At 35.8% G+C, this 16,447-nt stretch carries 15 protein-coding genes; 14 read left to right on the forward strand and 1 reads right to left on the reverse strand.

The features are described from left to right. The first annotated feature begins 135 nt into the window (after nucleotides 1–135). The 6 genes from J0383_RS00600 to J0383_RS00625 all read left to right on the forward strand — a co-directional run bounded on the left by J0383_RS00600 (nucleotide 136) and on the right by J0383_RS00625 (nucleotide 8,561). Nucleotides 136–1,227, forward strand: a complete 1,092-nt coding sequence (locus J0383_RS00600; protein ID WP_207296522.1) for an efflux RND transporter periplasmic adaptor subunit — start codon at nucleotides 136–138, stop codon at nucleotides 1,225–1,227. 49 nt (nucleotides 1,228–1,276) lie between these two features. After that, the gene (locus tag J0383_RS00605; protein ID WP_207296523.1) at nucleotides 1,277–4,393 is read left to right on the forward strand and encodes an efflux RND transporter permease subunit; all 3,117 of its coding nucleotides are present in this window, start codon (nucleotides 1,277–1,279) and stop codon (nucleotides 4,391–4,393) included. Between the two features lie 250 nt (nucleotides 4,394–4,643). Next, nucleotides 4,644–6,131, forward strand: a complete 1,488-nt coding sequence (locus tag J0383_RS00610) for a TolC family protein (RefSeq protein ID WP_207296524.1) — start codon at nucleotides 4,644–4,646, stop codon at nucleotides 6,129–6,131. Nucleotides 6,132–6,458: 327 nt separating this feature from the next. Beyond that, nucleotides 6,459–7,019 carry a Crp/Fnr family transcriptional regulator gene (locus tag J0383_RS00615; RefSeq protein WP_207296525.1) on the forward strand — a complete coding sequence of 187 codons (561 nt, stop codon included), beginning with the start codon at nucleotides 6,459–6,461 and terminating at the stop codon, nucleotides 7,017–7,019. A gap of 265 nt (nucleotides 7,020–7,284) precedes the next feature. After that, nucleotides 7,285–7,611 carry a DMT family transporter gene (locus J0383_RS00620; protein WP_207296526.1) on the forward strand — a complete coding sequence of 109 codons (327 nt, stop codon included), beginning with the start codon at nucleotides 7,285–7,287 and terminating at the stop codon, nucleotides 7,609–7,611. A gap of 503 nt (nucleotides 7,612–8,114) precedes the next feature. Next, complete coding sequence (locus tag J0383_RS00625; protein WP_207296527.1) at nucleotides 8,115–8,561, forward strand: GNAT family N-acetyltransferase; 447 nt, start codon at nucleotides 8,115–8,117, stop codon at nucleotides 8,559–8,561. Nucleotide 8,562: 1 nt separating this feature from the next. Here J0383_RS00625 and J0383_RS00630 read toward each other — a convergent pair whose 3' ends face one another. Beyond that, a complete protein-coding gene (locus J0383_RS00630) occupies nucleotides 8,563–9,426 on the reverse strand; it encodes a LysR family transcriptional regulator (protein WP_207296528.1) in 864 nt (287 codons plus the stop codon). A gap of 62 nt (nucleotides 9,427–9,488) precedes the next feature. On the opposite strand from J0383_RS00630, the gene J0383_RS00635 reads away from it, so the two are divergent. The 8 genes from J0383_RS00635 (at nucleotide 9,489) to J0383_RS00670 (ending at nucleotide 16,444) form a co-directional block, all read left to right on the forward strand. After that, nucleotides 9,489–10,010, forward strand: coding sequence for a GNAT family N-acetyltransferase (locus tag J0383_RS00635; protein WP_207296529.1), 522 nt, complete (start codon nucleotides 9,489–9,491; stop codon nucleotides 10,008–10,010). Between the two features lies 1 nt (nucleotide 10,011). Then, on the forward strand, nucleotides 10,012–10,899 hold the full coding sequence (locus J0383_RS00640) for a DMT family transporter (protein ID WP_207296530.1): 888 nt from the start codon (nucleotides 10,012–10,014) through the stop codon (nucleotides 10,897–10,899). Between the two features lie 125 nt (nucleotides 10,900–11,024). After that, complete coding sequence (locus J0383_RS00645) at nucleotides 11,025–11,891, forward strand: helix-turn-helix transcriptional regulator (RefSeq protein ID WP_207296531.1); 867 nt, start codon at nucleotides 11,025–11,027, stop codon at nucleotides 11,889–11,891. 562 nt (nucleotides 11,892–12,453) lie between these two features. Next, nucleotides 12,454–13,023: a Pvc16 family protein gene (locus J0383_RS00650; RefSeq protein WP_207296532.1), complete on the forward strand. Its 570-nt coding sequence runs from the start codon at nucleotides 12,454–12,456 to the stop codon at nucleotides 13,021–13,023. Beyond that, nucleotides 13,020–13,853, forward strand: coding sequence for a hypothetical protein (locus J0383_RS00655; RefSeq protein WP_207296533.1), 834 nt, complete (start codon nucleotides 13,020–13,022; stop codon nucleotides 13,851–13,853). Before J0383_RS00650 ends, J0383_RS00655 begins: the two co-directional genes overlap by 4 nt. A 35-nt stretch (nucleotides 13,854–13,888) precedes the next feature. Then, nucleotides 13,889–15,466: a phage tail sheath family protein gene (locus tag J0383_RS00660; protein WP_207296534.1), complete on the forward strand. Its 1,578-nt coding sequence runs from the start codon at nucleotides 13,889–13,891 to the stop codon at nucleotides 15,464–15,466. A gap of 50 nt (nucleotides 15,467–15,516) precedes the next feature. Continuing rightward, complete coding sequence (locus tag J0383_RS00665; protein ID WP_163411038.1) at nucleotides 15,517–15,987, forward strand: phage tail protein; 471 nt, start codon at nucleotides 15,517–15,519, stop codon at nucleotides 15,985–15,987. Continuing rightward, nucleotides 15,974–16,444: a phage tail protein gene (locus tag J0383_RS00670; RefSeq protein ID WP_207296535.1), complete on the forward strand. Its 471-nt coding sequence runs from the start codon at nucleotides 15,974–15,976 to the stop codon at nucleotides 16,442–16,444. The genes J0383_RS00665 and J0383_RS00670 overlap by 14 nt, the downstream gene beginning before the upstream one ends. Nucleotides 16,445–16,447 lie beyond the last annotated feature (3 nt).

The raw sequence follows: 16,447 nt of genomic DNA on the forward strand, positions 1-16,447 counted from the left end.
CAGTTCCCCAAAATAGCATTTCCTGAAAACGGAAACATCCAGCTATATTTTCATATCCAATTTCAACATTATCTAAATCCCTAAATCCAAAGAATAAGGGAGAGAACCTATTTATTTAAAAATTAGAACCTAATCATGAATAGTTATAAAAATTACTTTCTATTATACACTTTAGCATTATTTGTTTTAGTCTCGTGCGGCGATAAATCCCAAAAAAATGCCAATAAAATCAAAACACTTCCAGTTTATAAAATCACCTTAAAAGACACCGTTGTTGCCAGCAAATTTGTTGCCGATGTCCACGCCAAAAACAATGTAGAAATTCATGTCCGTATTCCGGGACTTCTCGATAAAGTATATGTAAGTGAAGGACAAAAAGTTAAAAAAGGACAAATCCTATTTAAAATAAGCGATGTGGAACTTCAAATCCAGCTTTTAAAAGCCGAAGCCGTTTACAAAAATGCAATGGCCGATTTACGAATCGCAACAGTAGAATTAGAGCAGGCACAAACCCTTTTCAATAAAAAGGTAATTGCCGACAAAGAATTAGAATTATCGAAAGCAAAACATGACGCCGCTTCCGCGAAAGTGGCACATGCAAACGCAGAAAGAAAAGCCATCAACCAGCAGATTAGCTTTACCACTATCCGCGCGCCATTTGACGGCACAATTGACCGTATTCCGTTTAAAGAAGGAAGTTTAGTAGAAAACGGTTCTTTATTGACCACTGTTTCCCAATTAGACGATGTTTACGCGTATTTCTCAATTCCTGAGAATACCTATTTCCAAATGATGGAAGACAAAACTCTAAACACGCAAGGTGATATTAAATTAGTATTGCCAAACGGACAAGTTTACGATCAAAAAGGAGAATTACGTACTGCCGACGGAGAAATCGACAGACAAACGGGATCAATTCAATACAAAGCAAAATTTCACAATCCGCAGGGATTTATCAAACACGGAACTTCTGGAAAATTGATTATTTCAGAACCAAAAACCAATGCAATTTTAATTCCGCAGAAAGCTGTTTTTTCTATTCAGGACAAACAATATGTTTTCCGCGTGAACAAAGATGGAATAGTTAAAATGACCAATATTACAATTGCGACTACTCTTGATGATGTTTACATTTTAAATGAAGGTCTAAAAAGCGACGACCTGATTGTACAAGAAGGTACACAATCATTGAGAGACGGTGATAAAATCAACATTAAACAAATGTAGATTTTAGCCTTGTAATCAGTTATTTAATTATTTATCTAAAAAAAATAGAATGATAGAGTTATTTATCAAAAGAAAAATATTGTCATTAATCATCTCGGTAATGATAGTTCTTTTGGGATTACTGGCGTTGTTCCAGCTTCCCATTACCCAATTTCCAGATATTGTACCACCGTCTGTAACCGTTACAGCAAAATATACAGGTGCCAACGCAGAGGTTTCTGCTAATGCCGTGGCACTTCCGTTAGAAAGAGCGATCAACGGAGTTCCCGGAATGACATATATGTCAACCGTAACCTCAAACGATGGTCTGACTTTAATTCAGGTTTTCTTTGAAGTCGGGACCGATCCCGATCTGGCTGCCGTAAACGTACAAAACAGAGTTACAACAATTCTAGACGAACTTCCCGAAGAAGTAATTCGTGCCGGAGTTACAACCGAAAAAGAGGTAAACAGTATGTTGATGTACTTGAACATTACGAGTACCGACAAAACTCAGGACGAACAGTTTATCTTCAACTTTACGGATATTAATATTCTTCAGGAATTAAAACGTATTGATGGTGTTGGACGTGCCGAAATCATGGGACAGAAAGAATACTCAATGCGTGTCTGGCTGGATCCGCAGAAGATGCTTTCGTATAATATTTCGGCAAATGAAGTAATTAGTTCGCTTCAAAAACAAAACATTTCTGCTGCTCCGGGTAAAGTGGGTGAAGGTTCAGGACAAATGAACAATCAGTTGCAATACGTAATTAAATACGGCGGAAAATTCTTTGAACCCAAACAATACGAAGAAATCGCTTTAAGAGCCAATCCAGACGGAACGATCTTACGATTAAAAGACATTTCCAATATCGAATTTGGAGCGATGAGTTACGGAATGGTTTCTAAAACCGATGGAAAACCTTCGGCATCAATTATGTTGAAACAACGTCCGGGTTCAAACGCTTCTGAAGTTATTGCCAGTGTAAAAGAAAAAATGGCAGAATTAAAAGAAACGTCCTTTCCACCGGGAATGGATTTTAATATTGCGTATGACGTTTCTCGTTTTCTTGATGCTTCTATTCATGAAGTAATCAGAACCTTAATCGAAGCCTTTATTTTAGTAGCGTTTGTGGTTTTCATTTTCCTTCAAGATTGGCGATCTACGTTGATTCCAGTTTTGGCAGTTCCAGTGGCACTTATTGGTTCGTTTACCTTTATGTCGATGATGGGATTCTCGATTAACTTATTGACCCTTTTTGCCTTAGTCCTTTCAATTGGAATTGTAGTCGATAACGCCATTGTCGTCGTCGAAGCCGTTCACGTAAAAATATCCGAAGAACATATGGCACCGTTAGAAGCGACTATTAGTGCGATGAAAGAAATTACTGGAGCCGTTATTGCAATTACCATTGTAATGGCTGCTGTATTTATTCCGGTGGCTTTCTTGAGCGGGCCGGTTGGAGTTTTCTACAGGCAGTTCTCTCTGACGATGGCCATTAGTATTGTGATTTCGGGTATTAACGCCCTTACCCTAACTCCTGCCCTTTGTGCTATTATGCTGAAAGCTCACGATCCAAACAAAGAAAAAAAATCACTATTAGACCGTTTCTTCCATGGATTTAACAATTGGTTTGATAATGTAACTTCAAAATACATCAAAGTATTAGTGAAATTTGCCAACAGAACTACTGTTACAATTGGTTTATTGGTTCTTTTCTGTCTGTTTACTTGGGGAACAAGCAAGTTTTTACCATCAGGATTTATCCCGTCTGAAGATCAGGGAATGGTGTATGTGAGTGTGACAACACCGCAAGGAGCAACTGTAGAACGAACTGAAAAAGTTCTCGACGAAGTCACCCGATTGTCAAAAAGTATTAAAGGAGTTGACAACGTTACCACTCTTGCCGGATATAGTATTGTAACCGAAATCGCCGGAGCTTCTTACGGAATGGGAATGATTAACTTGAAAGACTGGAGCGAACGTGATATTTCTGTAAATGACTTTATCGCACAGCTTTCCGAAAAAACAAAAGGTATTGCCGATGCCCAGATCGAGATTTTTGCGCCGCCAACTGTTCCCGGTTTTGGTAACACGAGTGGTTTCGAACTTCGTTTATTGGACAAATCTGGAGGAAGTATTACAAATACCGATAAAGTAACCAAAGAATTCATCGCAGAATTAAATGCTTCACCAGAAATTCAAAATTCATTTTCAAGTTTTGATGCTACTTTTCCGCAGTATTTAATTCATATTGATTATGATTTGGCTGCCAAAAAAGGAATTTCGGTTGAGAATGCGATGAGTACTTTACAAACGATGTTAGGATCTTTTTATGCGACTAATTTTATCCGTTTCTCGCAGATGTATAAAGTTATGGTTCAGGCGAGTCCGCAGTTTCGTCAAAATCCAGAAAGCATTTTAGATATGTATTTGAAGAATGAAGCGGGCGAAATGGTTCCGTTTTCAACATTTATCAAATTAGAAAGAGTGTACGGCCCAGAGGTTTTAACACGTTACAACATGTATATGTCGGCTATGATCAATGGTGAACCTGCTGAAGGTTACAGTTCAGGAGAAGCCATTGCTGCCGTTGAAAGAATCGCTGCCGAAAAATTGCCAAGTCGTTTTGAACTTGAATGGTCAGGCATGACACGTGAAGAGATTCTTTCGGGTAACCAAACGATATATATTTTTGCACTTTGTATACTTTTCGTATACTTATTATTAGCGGCACAATACGAAAGTTTATTGCTTCCATTTCCAGTATTATTAAGTCTTCCTGTTGGAGTTTTTGGGTCTTATTTTGCCCTTCTTTTAGTCGGATTAGACAATAATATTTATGCTCAAGTAGCACTCGTCATGCTGATTGGTCTTCTCGCCAAAAATGCCATTCTGATTGTAGAATTTGCTATGGCGCAGAACAAAATCGGACGTGATATTGTCGAAGCTGCTATTGAAGGAGCCCGACTTCGTTTCCGACCTATTTTGATGACTTCTTTTGCTTTTATTTCAGGATTAATTCCTCTGTGTATTGCTACAGGTGCAGGTGCTGTTGGTAACCGTTCAATTGGAACTGCCGCCGCCGGAGGAATGCTGATTGGAACTGTGTTTGGTCTTGTGATTATTCCAGGACTTTACATACTGTTTGCAAAATTGGAAAAACGAATGAGTAAATCTTAATGTTTAATTTTTTTTTAAAACACATAGAAACATAGGATTTTGTAGGCGTGAAAAGGCGTTTCACTTAGCTTAAACAAACATAGCTGAGTGGTAATTACAAAAAAACAAAGTTGAAACTTTAGCTTATGTTCACCTAACTATGTGTTAGAAACTAGTTTCTTTCCATTTCCTTCTACAAAAAGAAAAAATCTATGCTTCTATGTGTTAAAATAAAATTGTAGACAACGGGAGAATAAAATAAATTAAAACAATGAAATACATAATAAATCAATATAAAAATACTGATCTAATAAGGACAACTCAAAGTGCCATTATAATTACTGGCATTTTACTTTTAACAGCTTGTTCGGCACCAAAAATCACAGAGAAATTAGATTCTGTAAAACTCCCGGAAAATTTTGACGCACAGAGAAAAAATTCCGCAGATAGTTTACAGCCTTTTATTCCGCTGAAAACAGAAACCTTTTTTAAAGACCCAAAATTAGAGGCGTTATTAAAAAAAGCCGTTGCCAAAAATCCTGATTATTTAATAATGCAGGAAAGAATTTTAATTGCCAATTCACATTTAAAAGTGGCGAAACTGGCGCTTCTTCCCTCTTTAGATCTTGCACTTGATATTTCTGGAACGCATTACGGAAAATATACGATGGATGGTGTTGGTAATTTTGACACCAACTTTTCACAGAACATCAACGAAAAACAAAGAATCAACGAAGATGTTACACCTAACTTATTTTTAGGCGGAAAAGTTTCTTGGGAAGCCGATATCTGGGGAAAATTGAGCAATCGTAAAAAAGCAGCACAGCAGAGATACTTTGCTTCACAAGCCGGAATGCGATTGTTACAAACCCGACTTTTAAGTGATGTTGCTGATTTGTATTTCAAACTTATCGCATTAGACAAACAAGCAGCGATTTACGATAACAACTTAAAAACGCAGGAAAAAGCGCTTGATATTGTTTCAGCACAAAGATCTGTTGGGAAAGCGACAGAACTCGCTGTACAACAATTTAATGCACAAAACAATAACATTCATGCCGAAGCTGCCGAATTGCATTTAAGCATCGATCAGACTGAAAAAGCGTTACTAACGCTTTTGGGAGAATTGGGTGGAAAAATCGACAGAAGCAGTGATTTTCTATCTGGACATTTGGAAGTTTTAAACCAGAAAATCAGTGTGGATTCTATCATTCATAAAAGACCAGACGTGTCTGAAGCATATTTCGAATTATTAGCCAGCAACGCTGATGCAAAAGCGGCTCGCGCTGCCTTCTTCCCAACTTTAAACTTGGGCGGATATGCAGGATTTAATTCGTTTTCTTTCAATACTTTTTTTGACACTGGTTCTTTCGCTTGGCAGATATTAGGCGGATTAACGGCTCCTGTTTTCAATAAAGGACAAATCAAACAGGAATTTTATGTTTCGAACAGAAAACAAGAAATTTCATTTCTACAATATCAAAATACGATCACCACAGCTTTTAATGAATTAAGTGCATTACTGCATCGAAACGAAGCTTTTGAAGATGTTTTGAAATACAAATTAAAAGAAATTGATCATCTCGAAATTGCAGTAAATGTTTCAAATGACTTGTATTTGAGCGGTTATGCCAATTATCTTGAAATAATCAATGCGCAAAAAAACAAACTGCAGGCAGAACTTGATTTTGTTGATATTCAGCTTAGGAATGCAAATTCTCAAGTCTTATTGTATAAAGCTTTAGGAGGAGGAATATAATTAGTTAATATTGGTCAATAATGCTGCAAATCCTTTGAATTAGTACGTCAAATTCTGCAGTTGTAAATCCCATTTCAAATTTGAAATGGGATTTTTTATTAAGATAAACTATATTTTTACAGTTTACTTTTTACCTTTATCACATAAAAACAAAGATATTTTATCTCAAAAAAGCGAGCAAAAAGAGACAAGTTTACATATATAGATGGCTATTTGCATTTTAATTAGTGAAATGCCTTTTTTTAAATGTTAAAAACTATGTTTCTATGTGTTGAAAATAAGTATCCCAAAAGATTACCTTTATTCTAAATTCCTAAAGTCCCATCAATGGAAATTTCCATTATTCTTGATCAAATACACGAACTGCCAGAAAAATCTAAACTGGCACTTCAGAATAATATTTCAGAAATCTCTTTTCCGAAAGGACATATATTACTCAAAGCCAATAAAGTAGAATCGAATATTTATTTTATAAAAAAAGGATTGGTAAGGGCGTATATTCAAAGAGATAATGAAGTTACTTTTTGGTTTGGAAAAGAAGGTGAAACCGTAATTTCGATGAAAAGTTATGTTGAAGAACAGCCTGGATATGAAAACATTGAACTTCTGGAAGATTGTGAACTTTATGAACTCAAAACCAATAACCTAAAAAAACTGTTCAGCGAAGATGTTCATATCGCGAATTGGGGAAGAAAATTTGCCGAAAAAGAGCTCATCAAAACCGAAGAACGTTTGATTTCAAAACAATTCAAAAATGCATCAGAACGGTATCTAGAATTGATGCAAAACCATCCCGAACTGATTCAAAGAGTGCAACTCGGACATATCGCTTCTTATTTAGGAATTACGCAAGTCAGCTTAAGCAGAATTCGAGCAGAATTGAAATAACACCATCGATTGAATTATTTTTAACACATAGAAACATAGCTCTAGTAAACTTTAAAGAGGCATTTCACTAATTTCAAGACACATAGCTATGTGTTAAAGCTTGCTTTTTTTGTAATCCTAACGGCAGTAAAAAAATCTATGTCTCTATGTGTTAAAATTAAATTTTACGCTATTTAGTCAAACCCTAAAATAACTTCATTTTTTATCATTTGTTAAATTTTTTCTCAATTCTATAAAGGAACTTTGCACGACAAAATTTAACTCTATGAACTGGATTATTTTAATCATTGCAGGCTTATTTGAAGTAGCTTTCGCCTCGTGTCTTGGAAAAGCAAAAACCACAACCGGAACCGAAATGTACTATTGGTATATTGGTTTCTTGATTTCTCTAACCGTAAGTATGCTTTTATTAATGAAAGCAACCGAAACTCTTCCTCTTGGAACTGCATACGCTGTCTGGACTGGAATTGGAGCTGTTGGAACTGTTTTAGTCGGCATTTTTGTTTTTAAAGAACCTGCAGCTTTCTGGAGATTGTTTTTCTTAGCGACTTTGGTTGGTTCTATCGTTGGTTTAAAAGCGGTTTCGCACTAAAAATATATTTTACTTTATATTCAACTTTGTCAAAGTTTCGAACTTTGGCAAGGTTTTTTTGTTTTTAAACACATAGAAACATAGAATTTTCTCCCGCAAAAAAGAAAATGGAAAGAAACTAGTTTCTAACACATAGATACGTTTATTTAATTTCTACAGCAGAACTTTGGCAAAGTTTTTTTGTTTTAAACACATAGAAACATAGAATTTTCTTCCGCAAAAAAGAAAATGGAAAGAAACTAGTTTTCTAACACATAGATACGTTATGTAATTTCTACGGCAGAACTTTGTCAAAGTTTACTACAAATAAGATTTCTCGGAAAGTATTAAAAATAGCCCAAAGTTTCAACTTTGGTTTGTATTGTGGGTTTGGAATTTGGAATCTAAAATTTGAGATTTTTTAAAACTAATTAATGCAATTTCAGCATCACATGATAAAAAAATAGCATTTTACCACATTACTCTCTGTTTTATCTTTGTCAAAAAATAAAGCTAAGATTAAAATGACATTCAGCCATATCATCAGATCATTTGAAGAATTAACCAATCACGAAATGTACAATATGCTTCGAATGAGGAGCGAAGTTTTTGTAGTCGAACAAACTTGTGTCTATTTGGATTTAGACAATAAAGACCAGAAAAGTTATCATTTATTATATTATACTGATAATGAACTCGCTGGCGTAACACGTTTGGTTCCAGCTGGAATTTCGTATCCTGAAATTTCAATCGGACGTGTTGTAATTGCACCTTCACACCGCGGATTAGGTTTAGGAGTAAAACTGATGGAAGCTTCCATCGCGGGCTGTGAAGAAAAATTTGGAAAAGCAGATATCCGAATTAGTGCGCAATATCATTTATCCAAATTCTATCAATCGCTAGGATTTGTTGAACAAGGCGAAGTTTACGATGAAGATGGAATTCCGCATATCGAAATGTTACGGTCTTAAGTTACGGAATAATCAATTTTAGAACATTGCCTAAAACAGGATTATGGTCTTCGGTTCTCCAGTTGATATACAAATCGGTTTCTAAAGGCAGTTTGATAAATCGGATACCGGAGATTCCGTGAAAAAGATACGAATCCGGCAAAATGGCAATTCCGAGTCCTTTTCGAACCAAAGCAATAATTGCTGATCCAAATTCAGAATGAAGATATGCTTCGGGAGCATTTTCGAAAGAATTGAATAAACGCTGAATCAGATCGCTGTAACTGCTTCCTTCATCATTAGTAGGCAGAATAAACTTTTGAGAAGCAAGTGTTTCTTTCGTAAGATCAGCGGGAGTTTGATATGGATGATTCTCTGGAACCACAATGGCTAAATGATCGGTGTGGATTTTTTCTGAACGAATGTCTTTCGCATTATTAATATCTCTGGTAATGGCAAGGTCGATTTTATAATTACGCAGAAAATCCTGTTGGTTTTCGTAAAGAACCTGAACCAATTTGATTTTAAGTTTAGGAAAAGCCGCTGAAATACGCGATAAAATATCCGGCATAATCGAAGCCGAAATAGAATCAGGATGAGAAATAGTAATCGTACCGCTCTCTCCTAGCTGAATCTGGCGGGCCGATTGATGAATAAATTCGAGTTTACTCATTTCGACCTCCCATTTTTCTTTTAAAAACTGGCCTGCAGCAGTAAGTTTTACATTGCGTTTGTTACGCTCAAACAACTGCACCCCAAGCTGGTTTTCAAGAGACTGAATCTGACGGCTGAGTGCTGATTGTGTAATATTCATTTTTCCGGCAGTATTCCAGAAATGAAGTTCGCTGGCAAGAGCCAAAAAATATTTAATCTGCTGTAAATCCATTGATGCAATTTACGCATTTATTAAAAACAAAAAACAGCTTTTAACGCATTAAAAAAAATAAAATGAATACACTAAAAATAACCAAAGCCAGTACAAATGATGTAATACAATTACAAGCCATTGGCAGACAAACTTTTTCTGAAACTTTTGCTGATGCAAACAGTGAAGAAAACATGAATAAATATTTGGATAAAAGCTTCGCTCGTGAAAAACTAACAGCTGAACTTAACAATCCTTCCTCCTATTTTTATTTAGCTGTATTAGATGAAAAAGTAGTTGGTTATTTAAAACTGAATACTGGCGATGCACAGACCGAAAAAGAATCAGCTGATGCGTTGGAAATCGAACGCATTTATGTGGCAAAAGAATTTCACGGAAAAAAAGTCGCACAAGCATTATACGCGCAGGCAGAACATACCGCTGAAGAATTAAAAGCGTCGTATATGTGGCTTGGGGTTTGGGAAAAGAATTTCAGAGCAGTAAGTTTCTATACTAAAAATGGTTTTGTACAATTTGATACTCATATTTTTAAATTGGGAGATGACGAACAAACAGATTTAATGATGAAAAAAGTATTGATTTAAAATGGAAAGAAGACAGCTTTTATTGATTCTGCTGATTATAGGCACAGCATTTTGGGGAATTTCATATTCGATTACCAAAATGGCTATTGGAGATTATTCGCCAAACACTTTTTTATTTTATCGTTTTTTGCTGGCCGTAATTGTATTAAGCATTATTTTTTGGAAATACGTTAAAAACACGACTATAGAAGCTGTAAAAACCGGAGCTATTCTAGCTTTTCCTATGTTTTTAGGTATTCAGCTGCAAACGGTTGGGCTTAAATATACTGATGCTTCTCAATGTTCTTTTATTGCGGGATTAACTGTAATTATTATTCCGTTATTAAAACTGGCGGTTTACAGAACCAATACGTCTTTAAAAATCTGGATTGCCGCTTTAACCGCTTTAACAGGTTTGTTTATTATTGCTATTCAAGATAAATTTACCATAAACTTAGGTGATTTATTTACAATTGCCGGAGCATTTGCTTTTGCGGTTTACTTAATTGCTGTGGAAAAACATTCGGCTGCAAAGAATCTTTTGTATTCAATTGTTCCCATGTTCGCATTTTGTGCCCTGTTTACTTTTTGCCTCGCGCTTACAGATTCTAAATCCAATTGGTTACCTGAAAACAATACATTTTGGATGGGCGTGATTTACTGTGCCTTGTTTTCTACTGCATATATGTACACCGTTTCAAACATTTCGCAGCGTTATTTGTCTGCAGAACGTGTGGCGGTTATTTATTTGTTTGAACCAGTATTTGGTGCCATTGGAGCTTTCTTTATTTTAGGTGAAAACCTTTCCTGGCGCCTGCTTTTGGGCGGAAGTTTAATTTTTGCAGGAACCATTATTTCAGAAGTAAATTTTAGTTCCAGATTGAAAATAATCAACCGAAAATCGTCTTAAATAACCCTCAGAAAATTTCATGACAAAAAAAAGGCATCTTATGACATATTTTTCTTCTTAAACGCATCATTTCGGTAATTTAGGCTTCGTTTTCAAAAACCCCAAACTAATCAACCGAACCTGAAATGCTGGAAAAAAGATCAATATTGATTGGATGTGATGATACTTTGGTATTGACCAGAGTGCTGAACATTCTTGCTTCAATGTCTGATTTTGCTTTTTCAACTATATCAGTAACCAGAGCTTCCGATTTAAACAGTACAATCGATTCTTTACAACCGGATTTGATTATTTTATGTTTCAAAAAAAACCAAGCGATTATTCAGGACAGCAGTTTCAATTCGGAACATCTTGATATTCCAATTTTATGCTTAACGCAGAGTAATGAATGCGAATCATCCTGCTGGTCAAAAAACTGCATTGTTTTTACCTATTCTTTTAACCACCTTAATAATGCTGATTTTTTGATATACAGAATCAGATCGATATTTCTTCTAAAAAAAACAACTTCCAAAACTAAAACCCTTTCTTTTGCAGAAGCAGCTTATCAGAGAAACGATGTCAGCTATACCAAAGAATTAAGTCATTATGTAATGGAACTCGATCAGAAAGTCGAGGTTCTGAAAAAAGTAAAAGAACGTATTTCGTATCTTTTTCCTAATGTAAATGATTCTATTCGTCAGGAATTGATGTCGATCGTAAATTCGATAAAAGCAGTTGCAAACGACAATAAACTCTGGGACGATTTCAAAATCTATTTTGAACAGTCCAATCCTAATTTTCTTCTAACGCTTGCCCGAAAACATCCTTCCTTAAGTTCGAAAGATTTAAAATATTGCTGTTATATCAAGATGAACATGAGCAATAATGACATTACCAATCTTCTGGGCATCAATCAGGACAGCGTACGCACCCACAAATACCGCCTGAAAAAGAAACTCACCCTAAACAAAGACCAAGACATTATTTCCTACTTAAGAACAGTTTCTTAGGTTTTTTGGTTGTTGGTTTTTGGTTTTTGGTTTTTGGTTGTTGGTTGTTGGTTGCTGTTTGTTACTTGTTGTTTCTTGGCTGTTTTTTTGTTTTGGTTTTACGCTTCTTTTTCTTGAACTCTATAATTCCTGTTCTCAGTATTTAATCTTTATTTTTCTGGATTACTTTCCTCTTCAAAATAATTCAACCTTTCAACAATCAACACCAACAACTAACAACCAAAAACTATCAACCAAAAACCAACCACCACCACCCATCAAGCACCAACTATTAACCACAAACCATCAACTATCAACCATCAACCAAAAACCAAAAACCAAAAACCAACCATCAACCATATAAAATACACAACAATTCTCAAACTTTATAACTCATTTACGTAGAAAACGCACTCTTTTACGTAAAACACCAGATTTGTCTACAATTTGTCTACGGGAAATTTCAAAATGTAGAAAATGTATACGAAAAGTGCATACGGTATTTCTTACTTAAAATGAAATGTAAAGTAATTTTACCATGTAGTCAGGGATATGCGCCCCAACATATAAAAATGACAAAAAAATGATAAATGATTCTTTATGGTTTACGAGTAAATTGCTGGGACAGTTTTTAAAAAACCGTCTTGCTGTCGACGACGATTTAACCGTCTTAAATTATCTTGTCGATACCAGTGGTATATTCCCGAAAAACAATAAAAATAAAGTCGTTTTATCGCTAATTAATATTGAGAAAGAAACCAATCAGCCTTTTTACATTCGAAATAAACAACTGAATGATGGAAGTTATTCGAGTTTCAATGAAACGGAAAGATACAATTTAGATCTTCTCATCAGCTGCAATTTTGACGACTACAGCGAATCTTTAAAAACGCTTGACGTTGTTATTAACTTCTTTCAGGTCAATAATTATATAGATGCCACTTCCTCTTCTTCAATACCATCGGGTTTAAACCGACTTGAATTTGAATATGAGAAAATATCCTATCACCAAATGCACAGTTTATGGACTGCCATGGGAGCGAAATATCAGCCTTCGATTATTTACAAAATAAAACTGATTAAAGTTCAGGGTCATGAAACTACTGAAATTATTCCGGGTGTATCGCAAATCAATAATACGGCAGCGCCATGAAACAGAGTCATTACATAAAGCTTCTTAATACTTCTGTCTATCATACCTTTTATGATAATACAAAATGCAATTGCCTGCATTTTATTCCAACAGACAAAACCGATAAGATATTGAAGAAATTCGGTTTTATGATCAATACTGTTTCCAACGGATTCGATTTATTTGCCAACCCAACCTCAACATTGTCAGACACTTTAGATTATATTTCTAAAACTGCTTCACAAGATTTTTTCGAATTTAATATTAAATGCAGTAATCCAAGCTTTCTTCTTTTTACAGATCTGCCGGTTAACTTTCTTGGACTGGTAAATTACAGCAGCCAAAAAACACAAAATGAAGAAAACACTTCTACTCTGGTATTAAACCAAAGTTTAGAAACAGCTCCAATTGCTCGCTACTTCGGAAATTTAAAAATCTATTTTGAAGATCTCAAAAACGTATCAAATAATCCTATTTTATATAAAATAAGTTTTGAAGCCAGAGCCACACAATGGCAGTATTATTTTATCAATAAAAATTCGCTGCCGTTAAACAATCCTGTGGTAACGCAGAAAGGTTCAATACAATTTAAAGGCCCGGAACAAGTCACGCTTCAAACGGGCGAAAAGGCACTGCTTTTTACTTCGGATACTACTAATATTCCGCTGAGCGAAAAACCCAAGTACAAGTTTGATCTCATCAATAAAAGTGAATCATCAGGAACCGATCAAGGAAACTCAAAAGGAAAAGTGATCATAAAAGGACTCCCCATACCCGATGTTTCCCGAATAAATATCATCAGCAATAAAGAACAAAACCAAGTTACATCACCCATGTATATTTATCTATAACAAAATTTAAAATGAACACTAAAAATTAAAAATCAATGAATTTATCTACCATTCAAACTCCTGGTGTTTATATTCAAGAATTAAATGCTTTTCCAAATTCGGTTGTAGCAGTTGCAACAGCAGTTCCGGCATTTATAGGGTATACACCACAGGCCTCTTACGAGGGAAAATCGTACGTTAATGTACCGGTTAGAATCACTTCGTTCTCTGATTTTCAAGCCTTTTTTTGTTTACCGGATCCTCCGCTTCCTGCAAGTCCGTCTAAACAATACAGTCCTGAATATTATTTAGTACAGCAGAAAAGCCAGCCGGCGAAAGGTGATTACATGTTAATTAACGGATCGTACTATTCATTAGTGCCAGATCCGAACACGATTTATTATTTGTACAATAGTGTGAGGCTTTTTTACGAAAATGGCGGTGGCGATGCTTATATCGTATCGGTTGGATCGTATGGAGCACCTTCTGGAAAACCTGGAACGCCGGGCACTCCTATTGTAAATCCAAATGTGCAGTTAAACGATCTTACAAACGGTCTTTCTTTATTATTGAATGAGCCAGAACCAACCATGTACATCTGCCCTGAAGCTACTTTGTTAAGTCTTGAAAATAACGGGACTTTAATGCAGCAAATGCTTTTACAATGTACACAAATGCAGACTGCTATGAGTGTTTTTGACATTATTGGTGGTGATGCTCCAGATCCTATTTTGTATACTGAAGATATTACGAATTTCAGAATGAATACAGGTTCTGTTGGGTTAAACTATGGTATGGCGTATTATCCGTTTATCGGAACAACCATTATGCAGAATACTGATATTGATTATACCAATTTATTTGGTGGTGATGTTAAGCAGCTGGAAACACTTTTGAATCCGCCAAGCGCACCAAATCAAAGTATTGCTACGATTATTGCTAATATCCAAAATCCAAGCAGCGGTTTAACCGTAACGCAGAATAATAACGCTCTCCTTATCGCCAGCCAAACGTACGGACAGATTATCAAACATGTATTAAACACTGCTAATATACTGCCTCCAAGTGGTGCAATGGCGGGTGTTATTACCACTACAGATAATGCGGTTGGTCCATGGCAGGCTCCTGCGAATACTTCTATTGTAGGTACAGCTTCGCTTCCTATTTACATTTCTGAAAGCCAGCAGGCCAATTTAAACGTTGATGCCGTTTCGGGTAAATCCATTAACGCGATCCGCAAGTTTAACGGACTTGGTATTTTAATCTGGGGATCAAGAACATTAGATGGAAACAGTCAGGATTGGAGGTATATTCCAGTTAGAAGAACCATGATTTTCCTTGAACAATCTTGTAAACTGGCTACTCAGGCGTATGTTTTCCAGCCAAACGACAAAAATACGTGGGAAGCTGTAATTGCAATGATCAGCAGTTTCCTTACTTCTATCTGGAAACAAGGCGGTTTGCAAGGAGCAAGTGCTTCTGATGCTTTTTCAGTAGCCTGCGGATTAGGTTCGACTATGACAGCAGATGATATTTTGAATGGTTTTATGAATGTTACTGTAAAAGTAGCGGTAGTACATCCAGCAGAGTTTATCGTGTTGACCTTTCAACAACAGATGGCAACTTCTAGTTAATCAAATCATTAATCTCTTAAAGAATTTCTTTTAAATAAAAATACAAGAATATGGCAACAGATGACGGAAGCGTACAAGGCGCAACATGGCCCATGCCAAAGTTCAGGTTTGAAGTAGACCTGGGAACTGAATTGACAAAAGTAGCTTTTCAAGAAGTTACAGGAATGGATGTCGAAAACCAAATTATAGAATATCGCAAAAGCAACAGCCCGCTTTTTTCTGTAGAAAAAATGCCGGGAATTACAAAATACGGCAACGTAACCATGAAGCGAGGCATTTTTGTAAACGATAATACTTTTTGGGACTGGCACCAGCAGGTGGTAATGAATACCATTAAAAGAAGAACGGTAATCATCAAACTTTTGGACGAAAAAGGCGGTGTAACCATGCAATGGACACTAAATAATGCCTGGCCAACCAAAATTACCAGTACTGATTTAAAATCAGACGGAAATGAAGTTGCAGTAGACACTATTGAAATTGCTCATGAACAATTAATTATTAAAAATGGCGGAAAATAATGATTATCCTGTAAGCTTTTATTTTACACTCTCTTTTTCGGGTGTGGATGCGGCTTTCAAAGAGGTGTCAGGAATTTCTAAAGAACTAAGTATAGAAGAAATTGTTTGCGGAGGCGAAAATAGGTTTAAATACCGCCTCCCAACAGTTTCTAACAGTCCAAACTTAGTTTTAAAAAGAGCCATTGTACCCGTAGGATCTTCATTAGTAAGCTGGTGTGCCAATTGTATCGATCAAGGATTGGCAATTCCTATCCAGCCGCACAATGTAATACTAAGTCTGCTGAATGCCAGCGGTATTGTTTGTATGCAGTGGACTTTTAACAATGCGTATCCGGTAAAATATTCCATTTCTGATTTAAACTCTCAGGAAAGTGGTATCGCAATCGAATCTATCGAGCTTGCTTATACCTATTTCAATATTTCATCGAATACCAATTTTGACAAACTTTTTAATTAATCA

The organism is Flavobacterium endoglycinae (assembly GCF_017352115.1).
Classification (GTDB): domain Bacteria; phylum Bacteroidota; class Bacteroidia; order Flavobacteriales; family Flavobacteriaceae; genus Flavobacterium; species Flavobacterium endoglycinae.

Excerpts from the sequence above, each read along its gene's own strand:
- J0383_RS00635 (WP_207296529.1), top strand. The coding sequence starts at position 9,489 with ATGAATACACTAAAAATAACCAAAGCCAGTACAAATGATGTAATACAA.
- J0383_RS00605 (WP_207296523.1), top strand. The coding sequence starts at position 1,277 with ATGATAGAGTTATTTATCAAAAGAAAAATATTGTCATTAATCATCTCG.
- J0383_RS00670 (WP_207296535.1), top strand. The coding sequence starts at position 15,974 with ATGGCGGAAAATAATGATTATCCTGTAAGCTTTTATTTTACACTCTCT.
- J0383_RS00615 (WP_207296525.1), top strand. The coding sequence starts at position 6,459 with ATGGAAATTTCCATTATTCTTGATCAAATACACGAACTGCCAGAAAAA.
- J0383_RS00630 (WP_207296528.1), bottom strand. The coding sequence starts at position 9,426 with ATGGATTTACAGCAGATTAAATATTTTTTGGCTCTTGCCAGCGAACTT.
- J0383_RS00610 (WP_207296524.1), top strand. The coding sequence starts at position 4,644 with ATGAAATACATAATAAATCAATATAAAAATACTGATCTAATAAGGACA.
- J0383_RS00660 (WP_207296534.1), top strand. The coding sequence starts at position 13,889 with ATGAATTTATCTACCATTCAAACTCCTGGTGTTTATATTCAAGAATTA.
- J0383_RS00650 (WP_207296532.1), top strand. The coding sequence starts at position 12,454 with ATGATAAATGATTCTTTATGGTTTACGAGTAAATTGCTGGGACAGTTT.
- J0383_RS00655 (WP_207296533.1), top strand. The coding sequence starts at position 13,020 with ATGAAACAGAGTCATTACATAAAGCTTCTTAATACTTCTGTCTATCAT.
- J0383_RS00645 (WP_207296531.1), top strand. The coding sequence starts at position 11,025 with ATGCTGGAAAAAAGATCAATATTGATTGGATGTGATGATACTTTGGTA.
- J0383_RS00600 (WP_207296522.1), top strand. The coding sequence starts at position 136 with ATGAATAGTTATAAAAATTACTTTCTATTATACACTTTAGCATTATTT.
- J0383_RS00665 (WP_163411038.1), top strand. The coding sequence starts at position 15,517 with ATGGCAACAGATGACGGAAGCGTACAAGGCGCAACATGGCCCATGCCA.
- J0383_RS00620 (WP_207296526.1), top strand. The coding sequence starts at position 7,285 with ATGAACTGGATTATTTTAATCATTGCAGGCTTATTTGAAGTAGCTTTC.
- J0383_RS00625 (WP_207296527.1), top strand. The coding sequence starts at position 8,115 with ATGACATTCAGCCATATCATCAGATCATTTGAAGAATTAACCAATCAC.
- J0383_RS00640 (WP_207296530.1), top strand. The coding sequence starts at position 10,012 with ATGGAAAGAAGACAGCTTTTATTGATTCTGCTGATTATAGGCACAGCA.